The sequence below is a fragment of the Micromonospora sp. DT63 genome (genome assembly GCF_049841615.1).
Taxonomy (GTDB): domain Bacteria; phylum Actinomycetota; class Actinomycetes; order Mycobacteriales; family Micromonosporaceae; genus Micromonospora.
The window spans coordinates 45,734-71,917 of record NZ_JBNCKQ010000011.1; the positions used below are offsets into that span (position 1 = coordinate 45,734).

Here is a 26,184-nt window from a genome sequence, read left to right on the forward strand (position 1 = left end):
TCCTCGTGACGGAGGTAGAACGGAGCCGGTCGCCCGGGAAGTTGCACGCCGAAAGAAGTAGTTGTGCGATCACCGGTCGTGACGTCTCGGCTCAGCGCGGACCTTCGCCGCCTGTGCGCGGCAGCTCGGGCCTCTCGTAGGCTCGGATGGTGGAGAGCAGTCGGAGCCAGATAATGGCTCACATGTTGGATGCGGCGGAGAACGCCTCGCCTGTCGACGCGGTCGAGGCGGTCACCCGGGAACTCGGTGCGGCGCTGGGAGCACGTAGCGTCGCGTTTCTGATCGCCGACCTCAGCGGCCGGGCGCTGGTCCGGTTGGCCCATGTGCCGTTCGCCGGGGCCGACGCCGGTGGCGGACGCCGGGACGGCGCTGAGTTCGCCACGGTCCTGCCGTTCGACAGCGGCCCAGTGGAGCAGGCGTTGCGGAGCCAGACGGTGCGGGTCTTCGGGCAGCCCGATGGTTGGACGGTGTTGGCACCGGTGACCGACCGTGGTGAGGCGATCGGCCTGCTCGAGATGGTCCTGCCGAGGGAGCCGGATTCACGGGAGCTGGAGGAGATCGGCCGCACGGCGCACGTGCTGGCGTTCGTGGTGATCGCCAACCGGCGGCACACCGACCTTTTCGAGTGGGGGCAACGCACGACCCCGTTCACCCTGTCGGGAGAGATCCAACGCCGCCTGCTGCCCGGCTCGTTCACGTGTGAGGCCAGCGCGTTCACCCTGTCCGGTTGGCTGGAGCCCGCCGCGAGCGTCGGCGGGGACACCTTCGACTACAGCCTCGCCCGCGACGTGCTGCACTTCAGCGTCACCGACGCGATGGGCCACGGGGTGGCCAGCGCGCTGACGGCCACTCTGGGGGTGGGCAGTCTGCGCAACGGTCGACGTCGCGGGGTGAGCCTGGTGGAGCAGGCCGAGGCCGCGAACGCCGACGTGGCCGGGCACACAGCCGTGCCCGGCAGTTTCGTCACCGCGCTACTGGGCCGTCTCGACCTGCGCACCGGGGTGTGCACGCTGCTCAACGCCGGGCACGTCCCGCCGATGCTGGTACGCAACGGGGACACCCGGGCGTTGTCCCTGCCGGGCAACTTCCCGCTGGGAATGTTCACCGAGGCCACGTACAGCGCCGGCGAGGTCACGCTGCGCCCCGGCGACCGTCTGGTGGTGGTCACCGACGGGGTGCGCGAGCGCAACGCGGCCAGCCTGGATCTGCCATCCATGCTGCGGTCGATCGCCGGTCTGCACCCCCGCGAGGCCGTCCGGGCGTTGGCCGACGCCGTGCTGGAGGTCAGCGGGCCGACCCTCGCTGACGACGCCACCCTGTTCGTCGTCGACTGGCACGGCGGGCACAGCGAGGACCGGCGGACCAGCGCCGGCGCCGACCAGGAACGCGCCAGCTCTCTGGGGTGACTAGCGGCCGGTCGCGTCGGCGGGGCGGAGATCCGCCTCAGCCGCCGGCACGTCGTCGTAGACGCCGATGACCCGGTCCACCGAGGTGACCGACAGGACGCTGCGGACGGCGGGCTGCACAGTGGCCAGGCACAGCCGACCCCCGGCCTCGCGCAACGCCTTGAACATCACCACCAGCGCGCCCAGCCCGCTGGAATCCATGAACCCCACCTCGGCCAGGTCCACCACCACCAGACGCTCCCCGGCTTCAACCAGCCGTTGCAGGCCTTCGCGCAACTGTGGGGACGTCGCCATGTCCAGCTCGCCGCGCACCTCGAGAACGGTGCAGCCGCGGCCCGGCCGGACCGACAACCCTAGATCCACTACAGCCTCCCCACGCCGTTGACCTCACCCTTACCCTAATTCGCCGAGGGGCGAACCGCCGTCGGCCATCGCCGGCCGCGGACTGCCCCTGACCAGCGCACTCGCCGACGTGGTCGTCTTCGCTCCCGACCCAACGGGGCCGGTGCCGCGCCGCATCGCCAGGCGCCTCGCCGACCGACGAGTGGCCCCGCACCGCAGTGCGGACGCCCCGGCTGACCGAATCGCAACCCGCCGGACACGGCATTGACATATTTCACTGTGCGATCTAGCGTCGGGTCGAATCGGTTCGGCCACCTGCCGAACACCTCCGGCGTCCTTCGGCGGCGGGCCGTGTGGTGTTCGGGCGAACGACGTGGCCACCGACGATTCGACGACCACCTGGTCCCGCATGGGCGGCGAGGCCAGGGGCGGAAACCTGTGGCGATGAGCCGGCCGTCGTCGTGGGCAGATCGCGTCTTCCACGTTCCTCGACGACGAGCGGAGTCGGCGGGGTGACCGAGGGTGGTCGTCGCGCGCCCCCTGACCTGAATCAGTTCGTGCCGAATGGCGGGAGCCCCCTCATGACAAGACGTAGACCCCTCCTTGGTTCTCTTGCGACGGCCGCACTCGTCGTCGCGACCGTGGGCGTGGCGGGAATGACCGGTGGCCTGAGCGCCAACGCGTCGACCGCGAACGTCACAGCGGCCGCGGCGACCGCCGGATGCGGCAAGGCGCCCACGTTGACAAGCGGTTCACGGTCCATCCAGAGCAGCGGCCAGAACCGCAGCTTCATCCTGAGGATCCCCGACAACTACGACCGGAACCACCCGTACCGGTTGATCTTCGGATTCCACTGGAACGGCGGCACCGCCAACGACGTCGACGGCGGCGGCTCGGACGGCGCGGCCTGGTCCTACTACGGACTGCGGCAGCAGGCGAACAACAGCACCATCTTCGTGGCCCCGCAGGGCAACGGCAACGGCTGGGCCAACCCCGGCGGCCAGGACGTCACCTTCGTCGACAACATGATCAGCCTGATCGAGGCGGACCTCTGCGTCGACACGACGCAGCTCTTCGCCCTCGGCTTCAGCTACGGCGGAGGCATGAGCTATTCGCTGGCCTGTTCGCGCGCGGGTGTCTTCCGCGCGGTCGCGGTCTACTCCGGCGGGCAGCTCAGCGGGTGCGGCGGCGGCACCCAACCGATCGCGTACATGGGAATCCACGGCATCGGGGACCCGGTGCTCAACATCTCGGCCGGACGGTCCCTGCGGGACACGTTCGTGCGGAACAACGGCTGTACCCCACAGAGTCCGCCCGAGCCGAGAGCGGGCAGCCTGACCCACATCACCACCACCTACTCCGGATGCCGTGCCGGCTATCCCGTGGTGTGGGCCGCCTTCGACGGCGGGCACACCCCCGGCCCGGTGGACGGCGGCGGGGACAGCGGAGCCCGGACCTGGACCAAGGGCGAGGTGTGGCGGTTCTTCACCCAGTTCGGCAGCACCGATCCGACGCCGACCCCGACCGTGTCACCCACCGGCGCTCCGACCACCCCGCCTCCGAGCGGCACGTCGGCCCTGCGCAACACGGCCTCCGGGCGGTGCCTGGATGTCAACGGCGCCTCGCAGGCCAACGGCACGGCGGCGATCATCTGGGACTGCCACGGCCAGAGCAACCAGAGCTGGACCTCGACCGCCGCTCAGGAGCTGCGCGTCTTCGGCGGCAAGTGTCTCGACGTCAACGGCGCCGCCACCGCGAACGGCAGCTCGGTGATCATCTGGGACTGCAACGGCCAGTCGAACCAGCGGTGGCGGCTCAACGCCGACGGCTCGATCACCGGAGTTGGTTCGGGCCGGTGCCTGGACGTGGTCGGCAACGGTACGGCCAACGGCACGCGCATCCAGATCTGGGACTGCAACGGCGGGGCAAACCAGCGATGGAGTCGGAGCTGAACCCGGCGAACGCCTCGGGGCGCACCGATCGGGATCGCTGAGCCCACCACGGGGCCGGCTCGGCTGCGGAACCACCCGGTTCCGCAGCCGAGCCGGCCCGCCCTGCCGGTGCGTGCTCGCGGCATTCATCAAATCTTTCGAGGGTGCCCGGTGATCCCGCCGCCCAAGATCGCGGCATTTGTGGTTGGTCGAACCCGTTGACCGGCGATCCATGCGGTGCCTAACATATGACGTCTAGTTATTAATGATCTTCGATTAACGGCCTTCTGCGGTACGACAGCTCGACACCTGCCGTACGGCGTCTGGGGTCGGAAGCGGTTGGGGAGGCGAGTCAGATGTTCGGTAGAGGGAGTCATCGGCGCAGTACTGGCGAGGGCGGGCCGCGCCGCTGGGCATGGCGAAGCACACGACCTCCGCGTCGGCTGACCGCTTCGGTGCTGGGAGGGGTGGTCCTGGCGGCAGCCGTGCTCACCGGATTCGCCTCCCCCGCCCAGGCGGCGACCGCCATCACCATCAACGGCGGATCCGGTGGACGGGCGCTCGACGGGATCGGCGCGGTCAGTGGCGGCGGCGGCAACAGCAGGTTGCTGATCGACTACCCCGAGCCTCAGCGCAGTGACATCCTGGACTACCTGTTCAAGCCGGGCCGCGGCGCCGCCATGCAGCTGCTGAAGACGGAGATCGGCGGAGACACCAACTCGACCTCCGGCGCGGAGCCCAGCCACGAGCACACCCGGGGCAACATCAACTGCAACCGGGGCTACGAGTGGTGGCTGATGGAGCAGGCGCGGTCGCGCAACGCCAACATCGCCCTGGCGGGCCTGGCCTGGGGAGCGCCCGGCTGGATCGGGAACGGCAACTTCTGGTCCAACGACTCGATCGACTACCTGGTGGCCTGGCTGGACTGCGCGGCCACCCACGGGCTCACCATCAACTACCTCGGCGGGTGGAACGAGAAGGGCTACAACGCCACCTGGTACAAGAACCTGCGCTCGGCCCTCAACTCCCACGGCTACAGCAGCGTGAAGATCGTCGCCTCGGACGACTTCGGGTGGGGCGCCGCCGACGAATCGCTGCGCGACCCGGCGTTCGCCAACGCCGTGCAGGTCTTCGGCAGCCACTACGTCTGCGGCTACCGCAGCGCCCAGACCAGCTGCCCCAGCTCCAGCAACGCGATATCCACCGGCAAGTCGCTCTGGGCCAGCGAGAACGGCTCCGACGACTACAACGCCGGCGCGCAGGCCCTCGCCCGGGGCATCAACCGTGGCTACATCGACGGCAAGATGACCGGCTACATCAACTGGCCCGCCATCGCCGCCATCACGCCCAACATCCCCTGGGCGACCACGGGCGTGGCGGTGGCCCAGCAGCCCTGGTCCGGTGCGTACTCCATCGGCAAGAGCACGTGGGTGATGGCGCAGACCACGCAGTTCACCGCTCCCGGCTGGCGCTACCTCGACGGGTCGACCGGCTACCTCGGCGGTAACCGCAACAACGGCAGTTACGTCTCGCTGAAGTCCACCAACAACAGTGACTACAGCACCATCATCGAGACGATGGACGCCGGCTCCGCGCAGACCCTCGACTTCACCGTCACCGGCGGGTTGTCCACCGGCGCCGTGCACGTCTGGTCGACGAACGTCAGGTCGAACAACACCGCCGACCACTTCGTCAGGGGCAGCGACATCACGCCGAGCGGCGGTCGTTTCTCGCTCACCGTCCAGCCCGGCTACGTCTACAGCATCACCACCACCACCGGGCAGGGTAAGAGCACGGCGACCAGCCCGGCGGCGGGCAACCTGAAGCTGCCGTACAGCGACACCTTCGACAGCTACGCCGTCGGGCGCGAGGCGAAGTACCTGATGGACCAGCAGGGCTCGTTCGAGATCGCCGGCTGCGGGGGCGGTCGCGCAGGCCAGTGCGTACGCCAGATGTCCGAGCAGACGCCGATCTTCTGGACGTCCGGTCAGGCCGAGCCGTACACGCTGTTGGGTGATCTGTCGTGGCGCAACTACACGGTCTCCTCGGACGTGATGCTGGAGAAGTCCGGCTACGCGCAGCTCATCGGACGCGCCAACACGTACAACCACCAGGGGCCGCAGAACCTCAACGGTTACTACTTCCGGGTGACCGACGGTGGCGCGTGGTCCATCCGGAGCAACAACACGAGCGGCAACTGGCGCACGCTGGCCAGCGGGAACACCTCGGCGCTGGGCACCGGGCGCTGGCACACCCTGTCGCTGACGCTCAACGGGAGCACCCTCACCGGGGCCATCGACGGCAACACCGTCGGGACGGTCTCCGACTCGACCTGGGTCGCCGGCCAGATCGGGTACGGCACGGGTCAGGGGGTCACCGCCCAGTTCGACAACCTCTCCATCACGCCGGTCGGCAACTCCGGTGAGCCGGGCGCGACCGGGGCGATCCGGGGCGCGGGCTCCAACCGGTGCCTGGACGTCAACGGGGCCAGCCAGGCCGACGGGTCGGTCGTGCAGATCTGGGACTGCAACGGCGGCGCCAACCAGCAGTGGACGCTCACCGCGAGCAACCAGCTGACCGTCTACGGCAACAAGTGCCTCGACGTGCCGGGCACGGCCGCGGGGAGCCGCGCGCGGATCATGTCCTGCAACGGCGGTAGCGGCCAGCAGTGGCGGGTCAACGCCGACGGCACGATCACCGGCGTCGGATCGGGGCTCTGCCTCGACGTCAACGGCGCGGGCACCGCCAACGGCACCGCCGTGCAGATCTGGACCTGCACCGGCGGCAGCAACCAGCAGTGGATTCGTAGCTGACCTGACGCTTACCCGATTCGCGACGGCCGGCCGCTCAACTGAGCGGCCGGCCGCCGTCCGTGCGGGCGGCCGACGTCGCCAGGGATCCCCACGGCTGCGGTGGACGTCAGACCGCCGGGGTCAGGGTCGAGGAAACCCGGGTCGTCCGGGAACCGGGCGCTGATCGTGGTCGCATACATGATCACGGTGACCTCCGGCTTGCCGGAACGGCCTCCGACCACGACCCGGACGCGGAAGCCCCGATCGGCCACCGTCCCCTGACCACAGTCGTCGGCGGACTCCACGTCGGAGGATCAGGGCGTATCGTGTGCTGGCCGCGCCGCACGGGCTCATCCCGGCCGGCCGGCAGCCGTCACACGGGGAGGTCTGATGGCGCAGTTTCCCAGCGGCGACTTCGGCGCGGCGACCGAGCGGTTCGTCGCCTCCTGGTCGGCGGACATCTCCGAGCGGGCCGCCCGGACGCAGGAGTTGTCCGAGCGGGTCGCGGCGCTGTCGGCGACCGCCGAAGGCGCGGACGGCGCGGTCCAGGTGACAGTCGCCGCGTCCGGCGCCATGACCGACCTTCGACTCGACGACCGGGTGTCGCGGTGGCGGGCGGACGAGATCGCCGCCGAGGTGCTGGCGGTCATGCGCCGGGCGCAGGGGCGGTTGGCCCCGCAGGTCGCGGACGCCGCGGCGGAGACCGTGGGCGCCGACTCCGAGACCGCCCGCGCCGTCGTCGGCAGCTACGAGCGGCGCTTCCCGGAGGTGCCCGAGGAGGAGGACGAGCAGGGGTACGCCGGCTGGGGTGACCGTGGGCGCTGAGGCAGCCGGGTTCGAGGTCACCCCTGCGGCGGTGACCGGGCACGCCCGCTCCGTCGACCGGATCGCCGAGGCGATCGGCACCGCGCACGACGCGGGGGCGTACGTGCGGATGGGCGCCGGCGCGTACGGGCATCTGCCCGTCTGCCAGGCGATCCCCTTCCTGTTGGACTTCCTGCAGGGGCCGGCGGTGGAGGCGCTCGCCGCGGCGCAGGAGGCGTTGCACAGCGCGGCCGGAGCGCTCGACGGGACGGTGGACGCCTACCACCAGACGGACGGGACGATCTCCGCTGCCCTCGGGCGGATGCACCGATGAGCACCGACGTGGCGAACCCGCTGATCGCCGCCCGGCAGGACACCACCGCCGCGTACAGCGGCGTCGGCCTCGTCGAGAGCCTGGTGGACCTGCGCCACGGCATCGAGAGCGGGTCCTGGATCGACACGACAATCGGCGGTTTCGGTACGTCGATGGAGGTGCTGGCGACCTGCGTCGACCCGATCGGGTCGATCGTCTCGTGGGGGGTCGCCTGGCTCATCGAGCACGTCAAGCCGCTCTCCGACGCCCTCGACTGGCTGGCCGGCGACCCGGACCAGATCACCGCGTACGCGCAGACGTGGCACAACGTCTCGCGGCAGGTCACCGGTCAGGTCACCGCCCTGTCCGAGGCGGTACGCACCGAGATCGCCACCTGGACGGGCCCCGCGTCCGAGGCGTACCGCCGTTACAGCGACCAGCACGTGCGCCACCTCGCCGGCCTGGCGGACGCCACCGGGCTGATCGGCACCGTCGTCGAGGGCGCGGGCCTGCTGGTGGCGCTGGTCCGGGAGTTGGTCCGGGACCTGATCGCCGACTTCGTCTCGGTCCTCGCCGTCCGGCTGTGGGAGTGGCTCGCCGAGGCCGGGCTGACCCTGGGAGCGGCCACCCCACTGGTCGCGGCGCAGGTCTCCACGCTGGTCGCCAAGTGGGCCGCCAAGGTCGCCGGGCTGCTCACGGCGCTGGCCCGCAGCGTCAGCCGGCTCCGGCCGATCCTGTCCAAGCTCGGCGAACTGCTCGACACCCTGCGTACGGCGTTGCGCGGTCTGCGGCGTACCCCGGGCGGGTCGAGTCCTTCCGACATGCCGGCTCCCGGCCCGGGCGCGCGGGGTTACACCGATCCCGCGGGCGGGGGTGGGCAGGCGCCGCCGTGGGCCTGGCAGGACGGGCCCGGGCCGGCCGGTGCGGGCCACGGGCCGGGACCGGCCGGCGGCGGCCCGGCGCACGGCGGCCCGCCCGGGCCGGCCGGAGGGCCACCGCACGACGCCGGGTCACCGCACGACGGCGGTACGGCGCACGGCGCCGACGATCCACCGGACACCGACGGGTCCGACGCGGCGGAGCCCGGGTCCACAGCCGATCCGCTGGTGCCCGATCATGCGAGCGAGGCCGAGTTGCGGCTGCTCGGCAGGGAGGTGCACAGCATGACCGAGCTCGACCCCGGTGGGCACGTCAACGACGCGTACGACGTGACGTTCACCGACGGCACGCACGGTGTCTACAAGCCGAATGTGCCGGAGAACGAGTTCGTCCAGGTGCGCTCCACCATCCCGGAGAATCAACTGGCCGCCCGGGAGGTCGCCGCCTCGCGCCTGGACGAGGATCTGGGCTTCGGCCTGGTGCCCACGACGGCACGGTGGGACGGTCCGCACGGGGCCGGGTCGATGCAGGAGTTCGTGGAGAACGCGAGCCCTGGTCGTCCCGCCAGCGACTACCCCGTCGCGGAGCGCGAGCGGATGGCGGTGCTCGACTACGTCAGCGGCAACACCGACCGGCACATGGGTAACTACCTGACCGGCCCGGACGGCCGCCTGGTCGCCATCGATCACGGCTACTCGTTCCCCGAGTCGAACGGCGAGTCGCTGCGGTCGGACTTCGTTGCGCAGCAGATGAACCAGCCGCTCAGTCCGGACACGATGGCCCGGATCCAGGCCACCGACCCGGCCGTGCTGGCCGACCGGCTGCGCGGCACCGGCCTGAGCGAGCAGGCGCTGTCCGGTGCGATGGACCGTTTCAACGAGATCCGCAGCCGAGGCACGATCACGGGCGAGGCGTGGAACGCGTTCCGTCCGCCGAGCCCGTGGTGAGCGAAGGAGCCGTGGTGAACCAGGAGGCAGGCATGACCGAGCAGGCAGGCATGACCGAGCAGGCGGCAACTCGCGTGGCGCTGTACACGTTCGCCCAGCACACGAACCGGCGGGTGGCCGAGTTCCGTTGGCAGCCGGGCCAGGCGGTGTCGCTGACCATCCTCGACCCCGAGTGGGGTGCGCTCGCACAGGACTTCTACGACAACGGTGTGCCGGTCGGCGCGGAGCGGGTGCCGCCGGAGGCCGGCCCCGACTTCATGCGCGCCCTGCTGCAACGCTTCCGGATGAGCTACTACAAATTCGTGGACGAGAGCGGCTGAGCCGCCACCGCCCCGGTACGACAGCCATCGGTACGCTGCACGGCGGCGTCGCGGTCTCCCCCGTACTCTGGCGACGGTCAGCGGGCGGCGAACCATGAGCCATCCGACGAAGTCGTACGTGAGAGGGGCGACCACGGCATGACGGCGGTATCGGACCAGCGGTCGACTGCGGTGAGTGCCGGGGAGTCGGCCGAGGAGGACCTGCGGGCGCTGTTCGGGCAGTCCATCGCCGTTTTCGCGTCGCTCGTGGGGCCCACGCACGTGGTGGAGACGGCGAACCCGGCGTTCTTCGCCACCATCGGTGAAGATCGGGCGCGTACCGGGGTCCCGCTCTCCGAGCTGATGCCGGAGTTGGCCGGTCAGGGTTTCGTCGCCCTGCTGGACGAGGTCTACCGCACGGGTGAGCCCTACACCGGTCGGGACGCCCGGATCGTGCTGGGGACCGGCCCGCAGGCGCGGGAGGTGTTCTTCGACTTCACCTACGAGCCCCGCCGTGACGCCAGTGGCACCGTGACGGGGATCCGCGTGATCGGTGTGGAGACCACACAGGTCAAGCACGCCCAGCGGCTCATGGTCGAGCACCGCGCCATGCTGGAGCAGATCGCCCGCCAGGCGCCTTTGGCCGAGGTGCTCGACGGGATGGCCCGCTGCATCGAGAATCTGGCGCCGGAGCAGGTGCTCGTCTCCGTGCTGCTCGCCGATCCGGACGGCCGGCACCTGCGTCACGGCGCGGCACCGAGCCTGCCCGAGTTCTACAACCAGGCCATCGACGGGATCGCCACCGGCGAGGGTGTCGGCTCGTGCGGCACCGCCGCGCACCGGCGCGAACCGGTGATCGTCACCGACATCGCCACCGACCCGTTCTGGGACGACTTCCGCGACCTGGCCGAGCGGGCCGGGCTCGCCGCCTGCTGGTCGATGCCGGTCCTGGCCCGCGACGGCAGCCTGTTGGGCACCTTCGCCATGTACCACCGCACCCCGCGCGTCCCGCAGGACACCGACCTCGCCCTGGCCCGGGTCTTCGCCGACACCGCGGCCCTGGCCATCGAACGCCACCACGTCGAGCAGGCGAAGGTCGCCGCCGAAGCCCGCGCCAAGGCCGCGCACGAGGAGCTGGCCAAGGCGGTACGCGCCGAGCGGCAGCTGCGCGCCGAGGCAGAGCAGCGCGCCGCCGCGGCGGCGGAACTCGCCGACCGGATGCGCGCCGCGGCGGCCGCACAGGCCGCCCGACCGCATCCCGAGCACTGCCAGCTCGGCGGCGCCCAGGGGTGCGCCGCACCGGCGAAGGTCAAGATCGCCGACTCGTGGGGTGATGCGGCGTGGGGCTGTGAGTCCCACGTCGAGGAGGCCATCCTCAACGTGCGGTCGGTGTTCATCGCGAGCGAGGAGCTCGGCGGCCTGGCCGCCTACGTCAACCGCTGACTTACCGGAGCACCGCAGCGTCGACTGGCGACGCCTTGTGGTCAGGCCGCGACGGCCGCCCGGACGTCGTCGTCGGCGGCGCGCAGCCGGGCGGCGGCCTCCTCGGCGGTGCAGTGGGCCAGCAGCAGCACGATTGCCGTCTTGGCGTGCCCGTGCGCCGCCGCGAGCGCCCGCTCGGCCGTGTCGAGGTCGGTGTCGGCGGCCTCGGCGACGATCCGGCGTGCCCGGTCGACGAGCTTGGCGTTGGTGGCGTTCATGTCCACCATGAGGTTGCCGTAGACCTTGCCGAGCCGGGCCATCGCGGCGGTCGAGAGCATGTTGCAGACGAGCTTCTCGGCGGTGCCGGCCTTGAGTCGGGTGGAGCCGGTGAGCACCTCGGGGCCGGTCGGCACCTCGATGGCGACGTCGGCGTGCCGGCTGATCACGGCGTCGGTGTTGCAGGCCACGGAGACGGTCGCCGCGCCGCGCGCGCGGGCGTGATCCAACCCGCCGACCACGTACGGGGTACGGCCGCTGGCGGCGAGCCCGACCACCGTGTCGCGGGCGGTCAGGCCTACCGCGTCGAGGTCGGCGACGGCGCGGTTCGGGTCGTCCTCGGCGCCCTCGACGGCGACGCCGAAGGCTCGTGCCCCGCCGGCGAGCAGACCGACGACCCGGTCGGGCGTCGTACCGAAGGTGGGTGGGATCTCGACGGCGTCGAGCATGCCGATCCGGCCGCTGGTGCCCGCGCCGACGTAGATCAGCCGTCCGCCCTGGCGGAGCGAGGCCACGATGACGTCGACGGCGGCGGCGATGTCCGGCACGGCCCGACGAACGGCGTCCGCGACCGAGCGGTCCTCGTCGTTCATCGCGAGAAGCAACTCGGTGGGAGACATCCGGTCGAGGTCGCTGGTCTTGTCGTTGCGGGTCTCGGTGCCGAGGGTGCTGAGGTCCATCAGGTGTTCGTTCCTCTCGCTGATGTTCAGCCGCCGAGCGCCGACGGGCGCGTCCTGCTGGGCCGACGCGCCCTCTATCAGCAGGCTGAAACCACAGCGTAACCAGCCCGGACGGGCGCTGGCAAAAAGTTTCGCGTTACTGTGGGCCAACGTCACTTATTGACAACCCGCTGCGTGGGGAGTGAACCGTGCGCCAACTCGACCTTGTCGTGATCGTGCTGTACCTCGTGGTGATCGCCTTCGTCGGTCTACGCCTGTCCGGCAAGCAGAAATCCGCCAAGGACTACTTCGTGGGCGAGGGCCGCCTGCCGTGGTGGACCGTCTCGTTCTCCGTGGTGGCCACCGAGACCAGCGTCCTGACCGTGATCAGCGTGCCCGGTGGCGCCTACAGCGGTCAGGGGTTCGGCAACGTCGAGCTGGCCCTGGGTTACGTCATCGGTCGCGTGGTCGTGGCCACGGTGCTCATCCCGCTCTACAAACGGGGTGGGTTCGTCAGCGCCTACCAGTACCTCGGTGAGCGGTTTGGCCTGAAACTTCAGGGTCTGGCGTCGGTCACGTTCGTCTTCACCCGCCTGCTCGCCGAGGGCGTACGCCTGTTCGCCTCGGCCATCCCCATCAAGCTGCTCCTCGACGAGTTCGGCCTGCACGTCGGCTACCAGGCCATCATCGTGGTCCTCACGCTCATCACCGTGGTCTACACCTACCTCGGTGGCATCAAGGCGGTCATCTGGACCGACGCCATCCAGATGGGGTTGTACCTGGGCGGGGCCATCCTGGCCATCGCGGTGCTCAGCCAAGCCGTCGGCTTCGACGGCTACTCGCAGGCGCTTAACGCCGGCAAGTTCCAGCTCTTCGACACCAACTTCGATCTGGCGCACGTGCTCACCAGCCCGTTCGCCCTGCCCACCGCCATCATCGGTGGTGCGATCTTCGCGATGGCCAGCCACGGCTCGGACCAGCTGATCGTCCAGCGCATCCTGTCCACCCGCACGCTGCGCGACGGGCAGAAGGCGATGATCTCCTCGGGCGTCTTCGTGGTCATCCAGTTCGCCGCGTTCTCCCTGGTCGGCGCACTGCTGTGGTCGTACAACAAGGGTCAGACGTTCAAGGAACTCGGTCTGGCCAGCAGCGACAACCTCTACCCGAGCTTCATCCTGCACGCCCTGCCGGTCGGCATCTCGGGCCTGCTGGTGGCCGGCATCCTCGGCGCCGCGATGGGTTCGCTGTCGTCGGCGCTGAACTCGATGTCGAACTCCACGGTCGCCGACTTCATCCACAGCTTCTTCCGCAAGGTCCCGTCCGACGACGCGATGCTCCGGCTCGCCCGGGTGATGACACTGGTCTGGGCCGTGTTGATGGCGGTCTTCGCCTGCGCGTTCAGCTCCAGCACCGGAAACGTCTACCTGACCGGTCTGACCATCGCCGGCTACACCTACGGCGCGCTGCTCGGTGCGTTCCTGCTCGGCCGCCTGGTCAAGCGGGCCAACCAGGTCGACGCGTTCATCGCCTTCCTCGTCACCGTGGCGGTGATGACCTACATCGTCCGCTTCGTCAAGATCGACGTGACGACGGCCGGCACCACCACCGCCACCGCCATCGCCGCGCAGTGGCTGGTGCCGATCGGCGTCCTGATCACCCTGGTCGTCGGCGCGGTGTCGAGCCGGTTCCACCCGGCCCCGGAGACGCCGTACGACCATGGACGGCGCGACGACGACATCGACGACGACGCCGCAGCGACGCCCGCCGGCCGGGCGTGAAGGAGGACGCGATGCGCGTGATCGGCCTGATGTCCGGAACCTCCTACGACGGCATCGAAGCCGCCGCAGCCGAGTTCGACAGGAGCGGCGACACCCTGCGGATGCGACCGCTGGGCCGGCTCAGCCACCCGTACCCCGAGTGGTTGCGCGCCCGGATCGCCGCGGCCCTGCCACCCGCGGCGACCACCACCGAGGCGATCTGCGTGCTGGACACCGGCATCGGTCAGACCTTCGCCGAGGCGGGCGTGCGGGCGGTCGCGGAACTGTGCGACGGTCACGCCGACCTGGTCGTCTCGCACGGCCAGACGATGCACCACTGGGTCGAGGCGGGTACGGTCCGCGGCACCCTCCAGCTGGGTCAGCCGGCCTGGATCGCGGAGGCCACCGGCCTTCCGGTCGTGGCCGACCTGCGCAGCCGCGACGTCGCCGCCGGTGGCCAGGGCGCTCCCCTGGTCGCCCTGTTCGACGCGTTGCTGCTGCGGGGCCTGCCCGGCGTCCCCGCCGCACTCAACCTGGGCGGCATCGCCAACATCACAGTCGTCGCGCCGGACGCGGATCCCCTCGCGTTCGACACCGGGCCGGCCAACGCGCTCCTCGACGCCGCCGTCCGCCACTTCAGCGGCGGCACCGAGGAGTACGACCGGGACGGGCGCGGCGCGGCAGCCGGGCAGGTGAACCCGGACCTGCTGCGGCGGCTGCTCGACGAGCCATACTACCGGCAGGCCGGCCCGAAGAGCACCGGCAAGGAGCTGTTCCACCTGCCGTACCTGCTCGCCGCCCTCGCCGACGCCCCCACGCCGGAGCCGAACGACGTGCTTGCCACGCTCACCCGGCTGACGGCGGTCACGGTGGCCGACGCCTGCCGGGCCCACGGCGTCACCCGGCTCGTCGTCTCCGGCGGCGGGGCACACAACCCGACCCTGATGGGCCTGCTCGTCGACGAGCTGCCCGACGTCGACCTGACGTCGAGCGACGAGGTCGGTGTCGCCTCGGACGCCAAGGAGGCGCTGGCCTTCGCGCTGCTGGGCTACCTGACCGTGCACGGGCTGCCGGGCGCCCTGCCCTCGGGCACCGGCGCGCGGCACGCCTCGGTGCTCGGCAGCATCACCCCCGGCCGCCAACCGCTGCGGCTGCCGGCGCCTGTCGACACCGCACCCGAGCGGATGCTGATCATCGCCGACTGACCACCTTTCCCGGGAGGATCCGCCCATGAGCACCGTCGTTCCCGCGCCGAACGCCGCCGGCGTCCGTGCCCGCGAGGTGGCCGACCTGCTGCGCCCGCACCTCGACGATCCGACCCGGGTCAGCGCCGAGCTGCCCCGGAGGCTGGCGGCGGCGCACGACGCCTCGCCGTACCTGTTCGAGCCGCAGGCAGTGGTCCGCGCGGCCTCGGCGGCCGAGGTGGGCGCGCTGATGGTCGGCGCCCGGGAGGCCGGCGTGCCGCTGACCCTGCGCGGTGGCGGCACCAGCCTCGCCGGGCAGGCCGGCGGTGCGGGCGTGCTTGTCGACGTACGCACCGACTGGCGGCACGCCGAGGTGCTTGACGACGGCCGCCGCATCCGGCTCCAGCCGGGCCTGACGATCCGGCAGGCCAACGCCCGGCTGGCCCGCTACGGCCGCCGGCTCGGACCGGACCCGGCCAGCGAGGCCGCCTGCACGGTCGGCGGCATGGTGGCCAACAACTCCAGCGGGATGACCTGCGGCACCACCGACAACGCGTACCGCACCATGGAGTCGCTGCGCTTCGTCCTCCCGTCCGGCACCGTCGTCGACTCCGCCGCCCGCGACGCCGACGACCGGCTGCGCGCCGCCGAGCCCGACCTGCACGCCGGGCTGCTGCGCCTGCGCGACCGGGTGCGCGCGACGCCGGGGTCGCGCGCCACGATCGAGCGGCTGTTCGCCATGAAGAACACCATGGGGTACGGACTGAACTCGCTGCTCGACCACGACAGCCCGGTCGACATGCTGGCCCACCTGATGATCGGCAGCGAGGGCACGCTCGGGTTCGTGGCCGAGGCCGTCTTCCGGACCGTCGAGATCCACCAACACGCCGCCACCGGCCTGCTGATCCTGCCCGGTCTCAGCGCCGCCACCGACGCGTTGCCGGCCCTGCTCGCCGCCGGCGCGCGTACCGCCGAACTGCTCGACGCCGCCGCGCTGCGGGTCAGCCAGCGCGACCCCGACGCGAGCCCGGCCCTGCGCGGGCTGACTGTCGTCGGGCACGCCGCGTTGCTCGTGGAGTTCGCCGAGGACAGCGCGGAGCGGCTGGCCGCGACGCTTGCCGACGCCCAGCCCGTGCTCGACCGGCTGCCCGCCGTCGCCGGCACCGAACTGACCCACGACCCGCGCGAGCGGGCCCGGCTCTGGCACCTGCGCAAGGGCCTCTACACGGCGGTCGCCGGCGCTCGCCCGCCCGGCACCACGGCCCTGCTGGAGGACGTCGCCGTGCCGATGCCGCGCCTGACCGGCACCTGCGACGGCCTGATCGGCCTGTTCGAGCGGCACGGCTATCCCGACGCGGTGATCTTCGGACACGCCCGCGACGGCAACCTGCACTTCATGTTGACCCAGTCCTTCGACACACCGGCCGAGATCGACCGCTACGCCCGGTTCACCGAGGACATGGTCGACCTCGTGCTCGCCGAGGGGGGCACACTCAAGGCCGAGCACGGCACCGGTCGCGCCATGGCGCCCTTCGTCCGGCGACAGTACGGCGATGAGCTGTACGACGTGATGCGCGAGCTGAAGCGGCTGTGCGACCCGAGCGACCTGCTCAACCCCGGTGTGCTGCTCAACGACGACCCGACGGTGCACCTGCGGCAGCTCAAGGCCGTCCCGACCGTCGACGCGGAGCTGGACGCGTGCGTGGAGTGCGGCTACTGCGAGCCGGTCTGCCCCACCGCCGACGTCACCACCACTCCCCGACAGCGCATCGTCCTGCAACGACAGATCGCCCTCGCCACTGCTGCCGGAGACGAGGAACGCCGCCGGGAGCTGACCGCCGACTACGAGTACGCCGCGGTGGACAGCTGCGCCGCCGACAGCCTCTGCGTCACCGCCTGCCCGGTCGGCATCGACACCGGCGCGGCGATGAAGCGGCTGCGCGCCGAGCGGCACAGTCCACTCGCCCAGCGCACCGCCCGCGGTGTCGCCCGGCACTGGAAGGGCGCCGTGGCCGGCGTCCGGGTCGGGCTGAACGCCGCGCACGCCGTGCCGACACCGCTGACCCGCGCGGCCACCGGGGTGCTCCGTTCCCTCGGCGCCACCGAACTCGTACCACAGTGGAGCGCCGACATGCCGCGCGGCGGCGGCCCTCGGCCCGAGCCGCGCAGCGCGCCGGACGCGCGGGCGGTGTTCTTCGCGGCGTGCATCGGCAGCGTCTTCGCGCCGGAGGACGGCCCGTCCGGCGGCTCGGCGGCGGCGTTCCTGCGCCTGTGCGAGCTGGCGCGGGTGCCTGTCGTCGTGCCGGCCGGGACGGCGGGCCTGTGCTGCGGGACGCCCTGGCAGTCCAAGGGCTACCCCGCCGGCCACCGCGAGATGGCCGAGCGGACCCTGGCGGCGCTGTGGACGGCCAGCAACCACGGCCGGCTGCCCATCGTGTGCGACGCGTCCTCCTGCACCCATGGGCTGACCCAGCTGACCGCCGCGCTGGCCGAGAAGGACCGGGCACGGTACGCCGCGCTGCGCTTCGTCGACAGCGTGACCTTCACCGCCGAACACCTCCTGCCGGAGCTGCCCGAACCCCGGCGGCTGGGCTCGCTGGCCCTGCACCCCACGTGCTCCACAGTCCACCTCGGCGGCATCGACGACCTGCACACCGTGGCCCGGGCGGTCGCCGACACCGTGACCGTGCCGGACAGCTGGGGATGCTGCGCGTTCGCCGGTGACCGGGGGCTGCTGCATCCCGAGGTCACCAGCGGCGCCACCGCCGCCCAGGCCGCCGAGGTCAACCAACGCGACCACGACGCGTACGCGTCCTGCAACCGCACCTGCGAGATGGGCATGAGCCGGGCCACCGGGCAGCCGTACCGGCACGTGCTCCAGGTGCTCGTCGAGGCGGTCGAGCCACCGGCCTAGCGGGTCACCGTCGCCGGGCCGGCGAGGAGCCCGCGCGGCGCAGCAGCGCGGCGGCGAGCAGGCCGCCGGCCAGGACCGCAACGGCGCCCACCAACTGCCCGGTCTCCAACGCGGAGGCGAAAGCACCTGTCACCGCCTGCCGTTGCGGCCCCTCGTCGGCGGCGGCGAGGGCTGCGGGGAACGATTCCGCGCCGGCCAGCGCGGGGGGAAGGAGCGCTGCGAACCGGGCGTTCAACACGGCACCGAGGACGGCGATGCCGAGACTGCTGCCGACCTCGGTCATGGTCCCGTCCACCCCGGCACCCGCACCTGCCTTCTCGGCCGGGATCGCGCTCATCACCGCCTCCACGATCGCCGGGTTGGCCAGGGCGCACCCGATTCCCATCACGAGCAGGCCGCCCAGCAGCACCCCGTACCCGTCGGAGGACAGGAGGGTCACCGCCGCGAGGCCGGTCGCGAGCAACGCCATGCCGACGGCGATGGCGGCGGCCAGGCCGAGACGGCGGATCACGGCGGCGGCGACGCCGCTGACGTTGAGCAGCACGATGGACAGGGCGAAGGGCGCCATGCGCAGGCCGGCCTCCCAGGCCGGGTAGCCGCGGACGAACTGCAGGTGCTGGGTCAGCAGGAACAGCGCGCCGGTGGCCCCGAAGGTGATCAGGACGACGCCGGACACCGCACCGACGAACCGGCGGTCCCGGAAGAAGTGCATGTCCAGCATGGGGTGGCTGATCCGCCGCTCCCAGCTGACGAACAACCCGAGCAGGACCACGCCGACGACAGCCGTGCCGAGCACCTCGGTCGAGGCCCAGCCCCGCTCCGGCCCGGCGATGATCGAGAAGACGACAGCGGTCAGCCCCGCGGTGGAGAGCATGGCGCCCCACACGTCGAGTCGGCCATGGGCCGGGCCACGGGACTCCGGCACGAGCGCCCGGCCCACGAGCAGGCAGGCCAGCACGATGGGGACGTTCAGCAGGAAGATCGCGCCCCACGGCAGGTGGGCCAGGATGGTGCCGCCGATCGGCGGTCCGACCGCGAAGCCCAACGCGCTGGTAGCCGCCCAGATGCCTATCGCGCGGGACCGTTCGGGGCCGTCGAAGACCTGCATCGCCACCGCGAGCGTCGAGGTGACCAGCAGCGCCCCGCCGACGCCCATCCCCGCCCGGGCGGCGATCAGCTGACCGCTGGTGCTCGCGAGACCCGCCACCAGCGAGCCGAGTCCGAAAAGGACGAGGCCGGCGAGCAGCATCCGCCGCCGGCCGTACCGGTCGGCGGCGGCACCCGCGGTGAGCAGCAGCCCGGACAGGACCAGGGCGTACGCGTTGATCATCCACTGCACGTCGGCGGTGCTGGCGCCCAACTCGGTGGTGAGCACCGGCACCGCCACGGTCAGGATCGTGTTGTCCAGCACGACGACGAGTTGGGCGACGCAGAGCACGGCCAGGATGAGCCAGCGGTGTGGCGCTCGGGCCGCCGCCTGGACGGCGACCGGCTGGACGACTGTCACACCGCTGTCCGTACGCCGTCGGCGGGCAGGGGCTCGGCGGCCGAACCGGGAACGGCACCTGGCGTACGGGGGAAGCGCCGCTGGTGCGCGAGGCCGACCGCGACCCCGGCGGCCACCAGCACGATGGCGGCGATCGCGACCGACGGGTAGCCGAACCGGTCGGCCGCCGCCAGGCCCACCGAGGCGGCCACGAACGAACAGACCAGGCCGAACGACGACAGGACTGTGAAGTCCGTGCCGCCGGTGCCTGGTCGCGAGTAGTCCATGTTGACCGTGTAGAGCACGACGTTGGCGATCGTGTAGGCCACCATGAAGCAGCAGAGAGCGACGACAGTCCCGCCCAGCGACGCGCGGCCGTTCAGCAACGGCAGCAGCATCGCCGTCGACACCGCGAGGGCCACGCCGCCCGCCACGAGCACCCGGCCGCGCCCGAACCGGCCGATGCCCACCCCGGCGACCAGACCCGCCACGATGGCCGGCGCACTCGTCACCACGCCGGTCACCACGCCGATCCGGCCCAGCGACCACCCCGCGTCCACCAGGGCGGGCGTCACCAGCGCGTACGCCATGCCCGCGCCGACGTAGACAAGTGGCACGACGCCGAAGGTCCACCACCGGCAGCCGGGCTGGCCGAACACCGACAGCAGAGCCCGGTAGGCAGTGCCGACGCGGTCCACCCGATCGGTCCGCGCGGGCTCGGAGAACCGCCACACCACCAGCAGCCCGGCAGCTGTCAACGCGGCCAGCAGGCCGACCGCCGGCACCCAGCCGAACCGGTCGTAGACCAGCACGCAGGCGCCGCCGCCGAGCAGGTTGCCGAGGTAACTCGCGGCCACCTGGATGCCGTTGCCGGTCCCCCGGTCCGTCTCGCCGAGCATCCGCACGGCGACGGCGTCCACGGCGATGTCCTGGGTGGCGGAGAAGAAGACGTACGCGGCGCAAATGGCGATGACCGGGCCGAGCGCGTCGGCCGGACGGGGAAACGGCAGCAGCGCCAGCAGGGCCAGCACCAGCGCGCTCTGCAGGATGAGGAGCCAGGACCGGTAGTGGCCGCGGCGCGGGGAGCCGTACCTGTCGAGGATCGGCGCCCAGAGGAACTTGATGGGCCAGATCAGGCCGACGACCTGCAACAGCGCGAGGGTGTCCAGGGACGTGCCACCGTCGCGCAGGATGGCGGTCAGCCCGACGGTGATGAAGCCGATGCCGAGGTACTGGGTGACGTACAGCGCGGTCAGGGTGCCGAGTCGGCCTCTCACGGGGCTCGCCAGTAGCCGAGCGACGTCAGCCGGTCCTTGTCGACGCCCAGCGTCCGGCGGATGTGCCGGGTGATGCCGCGCGTGGTGGCCGCCTCGCAGGCCACCCAGTAGTGGGCGGCGTCGTTGGCGGGCAGGTCGGTGCGGATTCGTTCGACGAGGTGTTGACGGTCGGCGTCGCGGGGCACCCAGGTGACGTCGTGGTGCGCCCGGGCGCGCGGCGCGAGGGCCTTCTCGCCCTCGTGGGCGTACTCCAGCCAGACGGTCGCCGGGATGTCGGCGCCGGCGTCGAGCAGGCTGTTCACCGCCGGCAGGGACGCCGCGTCGCCGACGAGGTAGAGGTGCTCGGGCGCCGGGTCGGGCAGTTGGAAGGCGCTGCCCTGGACGGTGGCGACGATGGTGTCGCCGGCCTGCGCGGTGGTGGCCCAGCGGGCCGCGCAGCCGTCGTGGATGGCGAATTCGAGGCTGAACCGGCCGTTGGCCGGGTCGGGGTCGACAAGCGTGTACGCCCGCTGGTGCGCCCGGCCGTCGTTGTCGAACCACAGGCGTACCCACATCGTGGGGTGGACTCCGCACGCCTCGAGCAGGCCGCCGTCGTCGAGGAGCAGCCGCTGGTAGTGCCCGTCCACCGACTCGGTGGCCCGCACCGTCAACTGAAAGTCCCGACCTCCCATGGCCTTGAGGACCAGGGCTTCCCAGTTCCGTTTCACGCACCCCTCCAGGTAAGGCCAGCCTTTGTTAGGGGAGGGTAACCTAACTCCCTCGCCGGCGGAACGCGTGTCCTCCTCACGTCACCTCGGCCGCGATCACCCCAACCAGCAAAGGACCCGCGACATGACACACCAGGAGAAGATCACCGGACTCGGCGAGCTGACGCTGACACCCGTCGCGCCCGACCGCGACGCCGCGCTGTTGCACGGCTGGGTCACCCTGCCCCGCAACTCGTTCTGGGGAATGGGGTCACACACCCTCGATGAGGTCCGCGAGATCTACGCCTTCGTCGACGGCCTGCCCACGCACCACGCGTACCTGATCATGATCGACGGGGAGCCGGTCGGTCTGTTCCAGAGCTACCAGCCCGAGGCGGACCCGGTCGGCGAGCGGTACGCCGTGCAGTCCGGGGACGTCGGGATGCACCTGCTGCTCAACCCTCCTCGGCAGCTGGCCCGCGGCCTGACCGACGCCGTCGGCCCGGCCCTCGCCCGTTTCCTGTTCCGCGACCCGGCCGCCCAGCGGATCGTCGTCGAGCCGGACGTTCGTAACCGCCTCGCGCTGCGCCGACTGGAGATCGAGGGCTTCACCTTCGATGCCGAGATCGACATGCCGGGCAAGCGCGCCCAACTGGCGTTCCTCACCCGCTCCCGGTTCGAGTCGGACCACCGGGCGTCGATCTGACCGGGGCAGCGCCGGCTCAGTCGGCCGGCGGGGCAGCAGTTCCGCCGGGCTGACCTGCCAGAGCGTCCAGTTCGGCAGCTCGCGACGCCTGGATCCGGCCGGCGAGCATCTTCAGCTCCGGGCTGCCCCCTGCGGTCTGTTCGCCCCGGCACAGCACGACGGACTGCGCGAGGTGCGCCCGGATCAGACCGACCGCCCGGGACCGCACCTCGGGCTCGGGAGCGGCGCGCAGCTCGGCGAGAGCGGCGTCGGTGACCATGCCGGGCATCTGATGCCCCGCGTGGATGTTCTGTTCCGGAATGTTGCCGGCAGCCAGCAGCCTGCGCAGTTCCACCGATTCGGCCCGGTGCGCAGCCCGGATGTCACCGAGGACGGCGCGCAGCGCGGGGTCTGCGGCCGACGGACTGTCGTCGAGGTCGTCGATCACCGCGAGCGCACCCTCGTTCATCGGGAGCAGCAGCTGGATGAAGGCGTCGTCGGTGCCGTTGAGCAGCACGGACGGAGTCGGCGCGGGAGCGACTGACGCGGGCGCTGCGGCCCGGTCCGTGCGGCCCGCATCCCGGGTCAGGCCGACGGCCAGCGCCGTCGCGGCCAGCGTCGCGACGACGCCGACGATCCGCCCGGCCCGCCCGTTCACCGCGCGGCCTGGAACGCGCGGCCGATCACCGTCGCGCTGGTGCCGTCGCTGAACAACCCGGACCGGTCCTTGTCCGTGGCGGGGAGGCCGAACCAGGCGTAGCGCTGCACGTAGGAGAGTTGGCCGAGCATGTCCGCCGCCGCGGTGAGGAAGGCCGCCTGCTGCTCCTGGCTCGGAAACTGTTGACGCCCGCCGTCGTAGCGGATCAGAGCGAACTCGGTCAGCCAGATCGGCTTGCGGTACCGCTGGTGGACGGCCTGCAGGTACTGCCGAAGCTGGTTGACCGCCGCGGCGGTCGTGAAGTCGGCGCCGTACCAGTGCAGGGTGATGAAGTCCACCCGGTGACCCCGGGCCTTTGCGCCGGTCATGAACCGGTCCAGCCAACCCCGCGGGTCCGCGCCGCCCCAGGCGACCGCCGGACTGCCCAGCCTGCTGCCCGTCGCCATCAGTTGCGGCCACAGGTCCAGTGCCTGCTCGACTGTCATGTTCGCCTGTTCGGGCAGGTCAGGCTCGTTGAAGGTGAGCAGGTGCGGCCCGGCGGCCCGGGCCCGGGCCAGCTCCGCTGCGGTGACGTTCTCCGCGCTGCGGATCATGGGTACGAATGTCGCGCCGCGCGGAGTGCTGATCCCCGGGTGCTGGGTGCCCCAGGTGTAGTACCAACCGGCCTTCGAGCTGGCCAACGCCTGGCTCGCTCCGGCGAAGTTCCACACCCCGACGCCCTTGCGCGCGGAGCTGACCGCCGGTGCGACTGGCGCCTTCGACGTCGGGCGCGCGCTCGGTGACGGCGCGCTGCTCGGGGAGGCGGACGCGGAGGCGACAGTGGTGGGCGCGACGGGCGGCGGGACGGCCCAGGAGGGCTCGGCGGCCGGATCGTCCGGCAGCGCCACCACCAACGTGGTGATCGCGAGGACCGCGGCAACCACTGCGGCGGCCAGGTAGGGAACCACAGCACGGGGCGCGTGCCCCGCGAGCTCGGCGACGCCCGGGGGATGCGGTCCGACGGCCGGCGCGGCGGCGGCCGGGGGCACCGTCGCACTCGGGAGGTGGGCGCTGAGGCCGGCCGGCAGCGGCAGCATCGGCATCCCGGCGAGCAGCCTGTCGATCGGCAGGAACGTGGCGCCCGGGCGCTCGCAGAACGCGCAGTCCCGGATGTGTCGGGCCAGCCGCTTGCGCCACAGCGGGCTGGGAGTGCCGTCCCACTCGGCCGCCACCGCGCCCAGGTCCGGGCAGCCGGGGCGGGCATGCAGGGCGCGGACGACGCCCCGGGCGCTCTGGATCTGCTCCTTCATCCGGTGGATGCGCACCGCGACGTGCCCCGGCGACAGGCTCGCGGCCTCGGCGATCTCGGCCCGCGTCAGCTCACCGGTCTCCTCCAGCCACCAGAGCGAGAGCAGTTCCTGGTCGTCCGGGTCGAGCCAGCGGGTCGCCTCGGCGACCTCACGTCGTTGGTCGGTGAGGCCGAGCCGGAGGATCGTCATCCCGGCGAAGTCGGAGGCGGGATCGGGCACGTTATGGATCGCGTCGAGCCCGGCGTCGCGGTTGAGGGCGACACGGCGACGCTGATCCCAGTCGCGCACCTGGCGGATGGTGATCGCCACGAGCCAGGACCGGTACGCCGTCGGATCGTTGAGCGCGGGCAGGTGCCGGATCACCCGTACCAGGGTCTCCTGGACCACGTCGTCGACGTCGGCATGGCCGCGCAGCGCCCGCCCGACGATGTTGTAGACCAGCGGAAGCGAGGCCGCCACGACGTCGTCGAGAGCGCGCCGGTCGCCCTGTCGAGCCGCGACGACCAGCCCGGGTTCGGGTGCTGCCCGACCGGTTGACGACATGGATCCCACTCCTTGTGCGCTCGGTCCGGTCGGCGCGCGTGAGCGCTGACCGCCTCCTGAATCGGAGACGAGCGGCGGCGGGTCAGATTACGGTTTTCTCCTCCGGTCCGTCGGGCCGGTCGGCCGACGCGCCGGCCTCGGTCCCGGCCGCGAACGGAGTACGCAGGCGGGTCATGGACGCTGCGCTGACGTCCGCGGCCGGACTGCGCTCGTCGTCGACGACCCTTCCCCCCTCGATGGTGAAGGGGTTCCGGGCGGAGGTCATATCGGGCACAAGGTGCTCCAGGAGATGTGCACGGCAGCGCTCGACTCAGTCATCGGCAGCTTCGAAGCCGTGGGGAGGCGGAGGGGCGGGCCCGGCGATGGGCCATCGGTGCCCGCACCCACAGCCTAGCGCCCCAGGCGTCGTCAGGGCGCGGCGAAGCGGACCTGCGGTCATCGAGGCAGGTCAGAGCTGCGCGGAAACATTTCTGGCCGGCACCAATCCGGCAGGGCGCCGGCGACGAATCCTGCTGCGTGACCTGCCCGACCCCGGTGCGGGACGGGCCTACCAACTGTGGCTCATCCGGGGTGCCGAGCCGGCCCGCTCGGTGGGCCTGCTGACCGCCGGCGCCCGGGAGCCGACGACGGTCATCGGTCCGGTCGCTGCCGCCGGCGCGTTCGGGGTGTCGAACGAACCCGCGGGCGGTTCCTCCGCCCCGACCCGGATCGTGGGACTCGTGACGCTGAGCTGACCGACTCGTCCTGCCGGGTCGGGTCGGCGCGGCTACGGTCGAGGCTGCGGAAGCCGTCCCCCGACCAGGGTTCGGTGTGGTGCGAACGGACAGGACAGACATGACGGTTCAGATCGATCTCGCCGGCAGGACCGCGCTGGTGACCGGCTCGACCCAGGGCATCGGCGCCGCCATCACGGTCGGGCTCGCCCGCGCGGGGGCCCGGGTGGCAGTGAACGGCCGTACCGCCGCCTCGGTCGGGCGCGCGGCCACGGCGCTGCGCGACGAGGTCCCCGGCGCCGAGGTCGTCGAGGTGGACGCCGACGTGTCGACCGACGAGGGTACGGCCCGCGCCCTCGACCTCCTGCCCGACGTCGACATCCTGGTCAACAACCTCGGCGTCTTCGGCCCCACCCCGGCGTTGGAGATCTCGGACGACGAGTGGCGTCGCTACTTCGAGGTGAACGTGCTGGCCGGCGTCCGGCTGACCCGCGCCTACCTGCCTCAGATGATGGAACGCGGTTGGGGTCGGGTGCAGTACATCGCCAGTGACTCGGCGGTCGCCATCCCCGCCGAGATGATCCACTATGGCGTCTCGAAGACGGCTCTGCTCGGCGTGTCACGCGGGTTCGCGAAGGCCGCCGCCGGCACCGGAGTGACAGTCAACTCGGTGCTGGCCGGGCCGACCCACACCGGGGGCGTGGAGGACTTCGTGGCCGAACTCGTCGGCGACAGTCTGCCCTGGGAGGAGGCGCAGCGGGAGTTCATGCGGCTGCACCGGCCGCAGTCGCTGCTCCAGCGGCTCATCGAGCCCGAGGAGATCGCCAACATGGTCACCTACCTCGCCTCTCCGCTCGCCTCCGCCACGACCGGCGCGGCGGTCCGGGTCGACGGCGGCTACGTGGACGCGATCGTCCCGTAG

The 26,184-nt window shown here is 71.7% G+C and carries 21 protein-coding genes; 14 read left to right on the plus strand and 7 right to left on the minus strand.

Features of this window, described 5'->3' with window-relative positions; genetic code table 11:
• Positions 1-182 precede the first annotated feature (182 nt).
• On the plus strand, positions 183-1,406 hold the full coding sequence (locus ACLQ27_RS29395) for a PP2C family protein-serine/threonine phosphatase (protein ID WP_357490787.1): 1,224 nt from the start codon (positions 183-185) through the stop codon (positions 1,404-1,406).
• Here ACLQ27_RS29395 and ACLQ27_RS29400 read toward each other — a convergent pair whose 3' ends face one another.
• Positions 1,407-1,769: an STAS domain-containing protein gene (locus ACLQ27_RS29400; protein ID WP_357490789.1), complete on the minus strand. Its 363-nt coding sequence runs from the start codon at positions 1,767-1,769 to the stop codon at positions 1,407-1,409.
• Between the two features lie 560 nt (positions 1,770-2,329).
• On the opposite strand from ACLQ27_RS29400, the gene ACLQ27_RS29405 reads away from it, so the two are divergent.
• From ACLQ27_RS29405 to ACLQ27_RS29435, 7 genes are all read left to right on the plus strand, one after another.
• Positions 2,330-3,700 (plus strand): lectin, encoded by a 1,371-nt coding sequence (locus tag ACLQ27_RS29405; protein ID WP_357490791.1) that lies wholly within the window; start codon positions 2,330-2,332, stop codon positions 3,698-3,700.
• Positions 3,701-4,035: 335 nt separating this feature from the next.
• Positions 4,036-6,492, plus strand: coding sequence for a ricin-type beta-trefoil lectin domain protein (locus tag ACLQ27_RS29410; protein WP_357490793.1), 2,457 nt, complete (start codon positions 4,036-4,038; stop codon positions 6,490-6,492).
• Positions 6,493-6,861: 369 nt separating this feature from the next.
• Positions 6,862-7,296 carry a YbaB/EbfC family nucleoid-associated protein gene (locus ACLQ27_RS29415; RefSeq protein ID WP_425869775.1) on the plus strand — a complete coding sequence of 145 codons (435 nt, stop codon included), beginning with the start codon at positions 6,862-6,864 and terminating at the stop codon, positions 7,294-7,296.
• Positions 7,280-7,609 carry a hypothetical protein gene (locus tag ACLQ27_RS29420; RefSeq protein WP_425869777.1) on the plus strand — a complete coding sequence of 110 codons (330 nt, stop codon included), beginning with the start codon at positions 7,280-7,282 and terminating at the stop codon, positions 7,607-7,609. Before ACLQ27_RS29415 ends, ACLQ27_RS29420 begins: the two co-directional genes overlap by 17 nt.
• Complete coding sequence (locus ACLQ27_RS29425; protein ID WP_425869778.1) at positions 7,606-9,414, plus strand: hypothetical protein; 1,809 nt, start codon at positions 7,606-7,608, stop codon at positions 9,412-9,414. Before ACLQ27_RS29420 ends, ACLQ27_RS29425 begins: the two co-directional genes overlap by 4 nt.
• A gap of 14 nt (positions 9,415-9,428) precedes the next feature.
• On the plus strand, positions 9,429-9,734 hold the full coding sequence (locus ACLQ27_RS29430; protein ID WP_425869780.1) for a hypothetical protein: 306 nt from the start codon (positions 9,429-9,431) through the stop codon (positions 9,732-9,734).
• A gap of 138 nt (positions 9,735-9,872) precedes the next feature.
• The gene (locus ACLQ27_RS29435) at positions 9,873-11,156 is read left to right on the plus strand and encodes a GAF domain-containing protein (RefSeq protein ID WP_357490800.1); all 1,284 of its coding nucleotides are present in this window, start codon (positions 9,873-9,875) and stop codon (positions 11,154-11,156) included.
• 41 nt (positions 11,157-11,197) lie between these two features.
• Here ACLQ27_RS29435 and murQ read toward each other — a convergent pair whose 3' ends face one another.
• Positions 11,198-12,091 carry an N-acetylmuramic acid 6-phosphate etherase gene (gene murQ / locus ACLQ27_RS29440; protein WP_234586562.1) on the minus strand — a complete coding sequence of 298 codons (894 nt, stop codon included), beginning with the start codon at positions 12,089-12,091 and terminating at the stop codon, positions 11,198-11,200.
• 188 nt (positions 12,092-12,279) lie between these two features.
• Here murQ and ACLQ27_RS29445 point away from each other — a divergent pair, with 188 nt between their 5' ends.
• From ACLQ27_RS29445 to ACLQ27_RS29455, 3 genes are read left to right on the plus strand one after another with little or no spacing between them, the layout of a single operon-like run.
• A complete protein-coding gene (locus ACLQ27_RS29445; protein WP_425869783.1) occupies positions 12,280-13,848 on the plus strand; it encodes a sodium:solute symporter in 1,569 nt (522 codons plus the stop codon).
• 11 nt (positions 13,849-13,859) lie between these two features.
• Complete coding sequence (locus tag ACLQ27_RS29450) at positions 13,860-15,032, plus strand: anhydro-N-acetylmuramic acid kinase (protein ID WP_425869784.1); 1,173 nt, start codon at positions 13,860-13,862, stop codon at positions 15,030-15,032.
• A gap of 25 nt (positions 15,033-15,057) precedes the next feature.
• Positions 15,058-17,925 (plus strand): FAD-binding and (Fe-S)-binding domain-containing protein, encoded by a 2,868-nt coding sequence (locus ACLQ27_RS29455; protein WP_425869785.1) that lies wholly within the window; start codon positions 15,058-15,060, stop codon positions 17,923-17,925.
• Positions 17,926-17,929: 4 nt separating this feature from the next.
• Here the strand turns inward: ACLQ27_RS29455 and ACLQ27_RS29460 are convergent, their stop codons facing one another.
• From ACLQ27_RS29460 to ACLQ27_RS29470, 3 genes are read right to left on the minus strand one after another with little or no spacing between them, the layout of a single operon-like run.
• On the minus strand, positions 17,930-19,432 hold the full coding sequence (locus ACLQ27_RS29460; protein WP_357490809.1) for an MFS transporter: 1,503 nt from the start codon (positions 19,430-19,432) through the stop codon (positions 17,930-17,932).
• Positions 19,429-20,688: an MFS transporter gene (locus ACLQ27_RS29465; RefSeq protein WP_357490811.1), complete on the minus strand. Its 1,260-nt coding sequence runs from the start codon at positions 20,686-20,688 to the stop codon at positions 19,429-19,431. The genes ACLQ27_RS29460 and ACLQ27_RS29465 overlap by 4 nt, the downstream gene beginning before the upstream one ends.
• Positions 20,685-21,395 carry a siderophore-interacting protein gene (locus tag ACLQ27_RS29470; RefSeq protein ID WP_357490813.1) on the minus strand — a complete coding sequence of 237 codons (711 nt, stop codon included), beginning with the start codon at positions 21,393-21,395 and terminating at the stop codon, positions 20,685-20,687. The genes ACLQ27_RS29465 and ACLQ27_RS29470 overlap by 4 nt, the downstream gene beginning before the upstream one ends.
• Positions 21,396-21,519: 124 nt before the next feature.
• On the opposite strand from ACLQ27_RS29470, the gene ACLQ27_RS29475 reads away from it, so the two are divergent.
• Complete coding sequence (locus ACLQ27_RS29475) at positions 21,520-22,080, plus strand: GNAT family N-acetyltransferase (RefSeq protein WP_357490815.1); 561 nt, start codon at positions 21,520-21,522, stop codon at positions 22,078-22,080.
• A gap of 16 nt (positions 22,081-22,096) precedes the next feature.
• On the opposite strand, the gene ACLQ27_RS29480 is transcribed toward ACLQ27_RS29475, so the two are convergent.
• Positions 22,097-22,717 carry a DUF305 domain-containing protein gene (locus ACLQ27_RS29480; protein WP_357490817.1) on the minus strand — a complete coding sequence of 207 codons (621 nt, stop codon included), beginning with the start codon at positions 22,715-22,717 and terminating at the stop codon, positions 22,097-22,099.
• Entirely contained in the window at positions 22,714-24,549 is a 1,836-nt protein-coding gene (locus ACLQ27_RS29485; protein ID WP_357490819.1) for a sigma-70 family RNA polymerase sigma factor, read from the minus strand. Before ACLQ27_RS29485 ends, ACLQ27_RS29480 begins: the two co-directional genes overlap by 4 nt.
• A gap of 362 nt (positions 24,550-24,911) precedes the next feature.
• Here ACLQ27_RS29485 and ACLQ27_RS29490 point away from each other — a divergent pair, with 362 nt between their 5' ends.
• Both ACLQ27_RS29490 and ACLQ27_RS29495 read left to right on the plus strand, forming a co-directional pair.
• Entirely contained in the window at positions 24,912-25,283 is a 372-nt protein-coding gene (locus ACLQ27_RS29490) for an anti-sigma factor (RefSeq protein ID WP_357490821.1), read from the plus strand.
• 100 nt (positions 25,284-25,383) lie between these two features.
• The gene (locus ACLQ27_RS29495; protein WP_357490823.1) at positions 25,384-26,184 is read left to right on the plus strand and encodes an SDR family NAD(P)-dependent oxidoreductase; all 801 of its coding nucleotides are present in this window, start codon (positions 25,384-25,386) and stop codon (positions 26,182-26,184) included.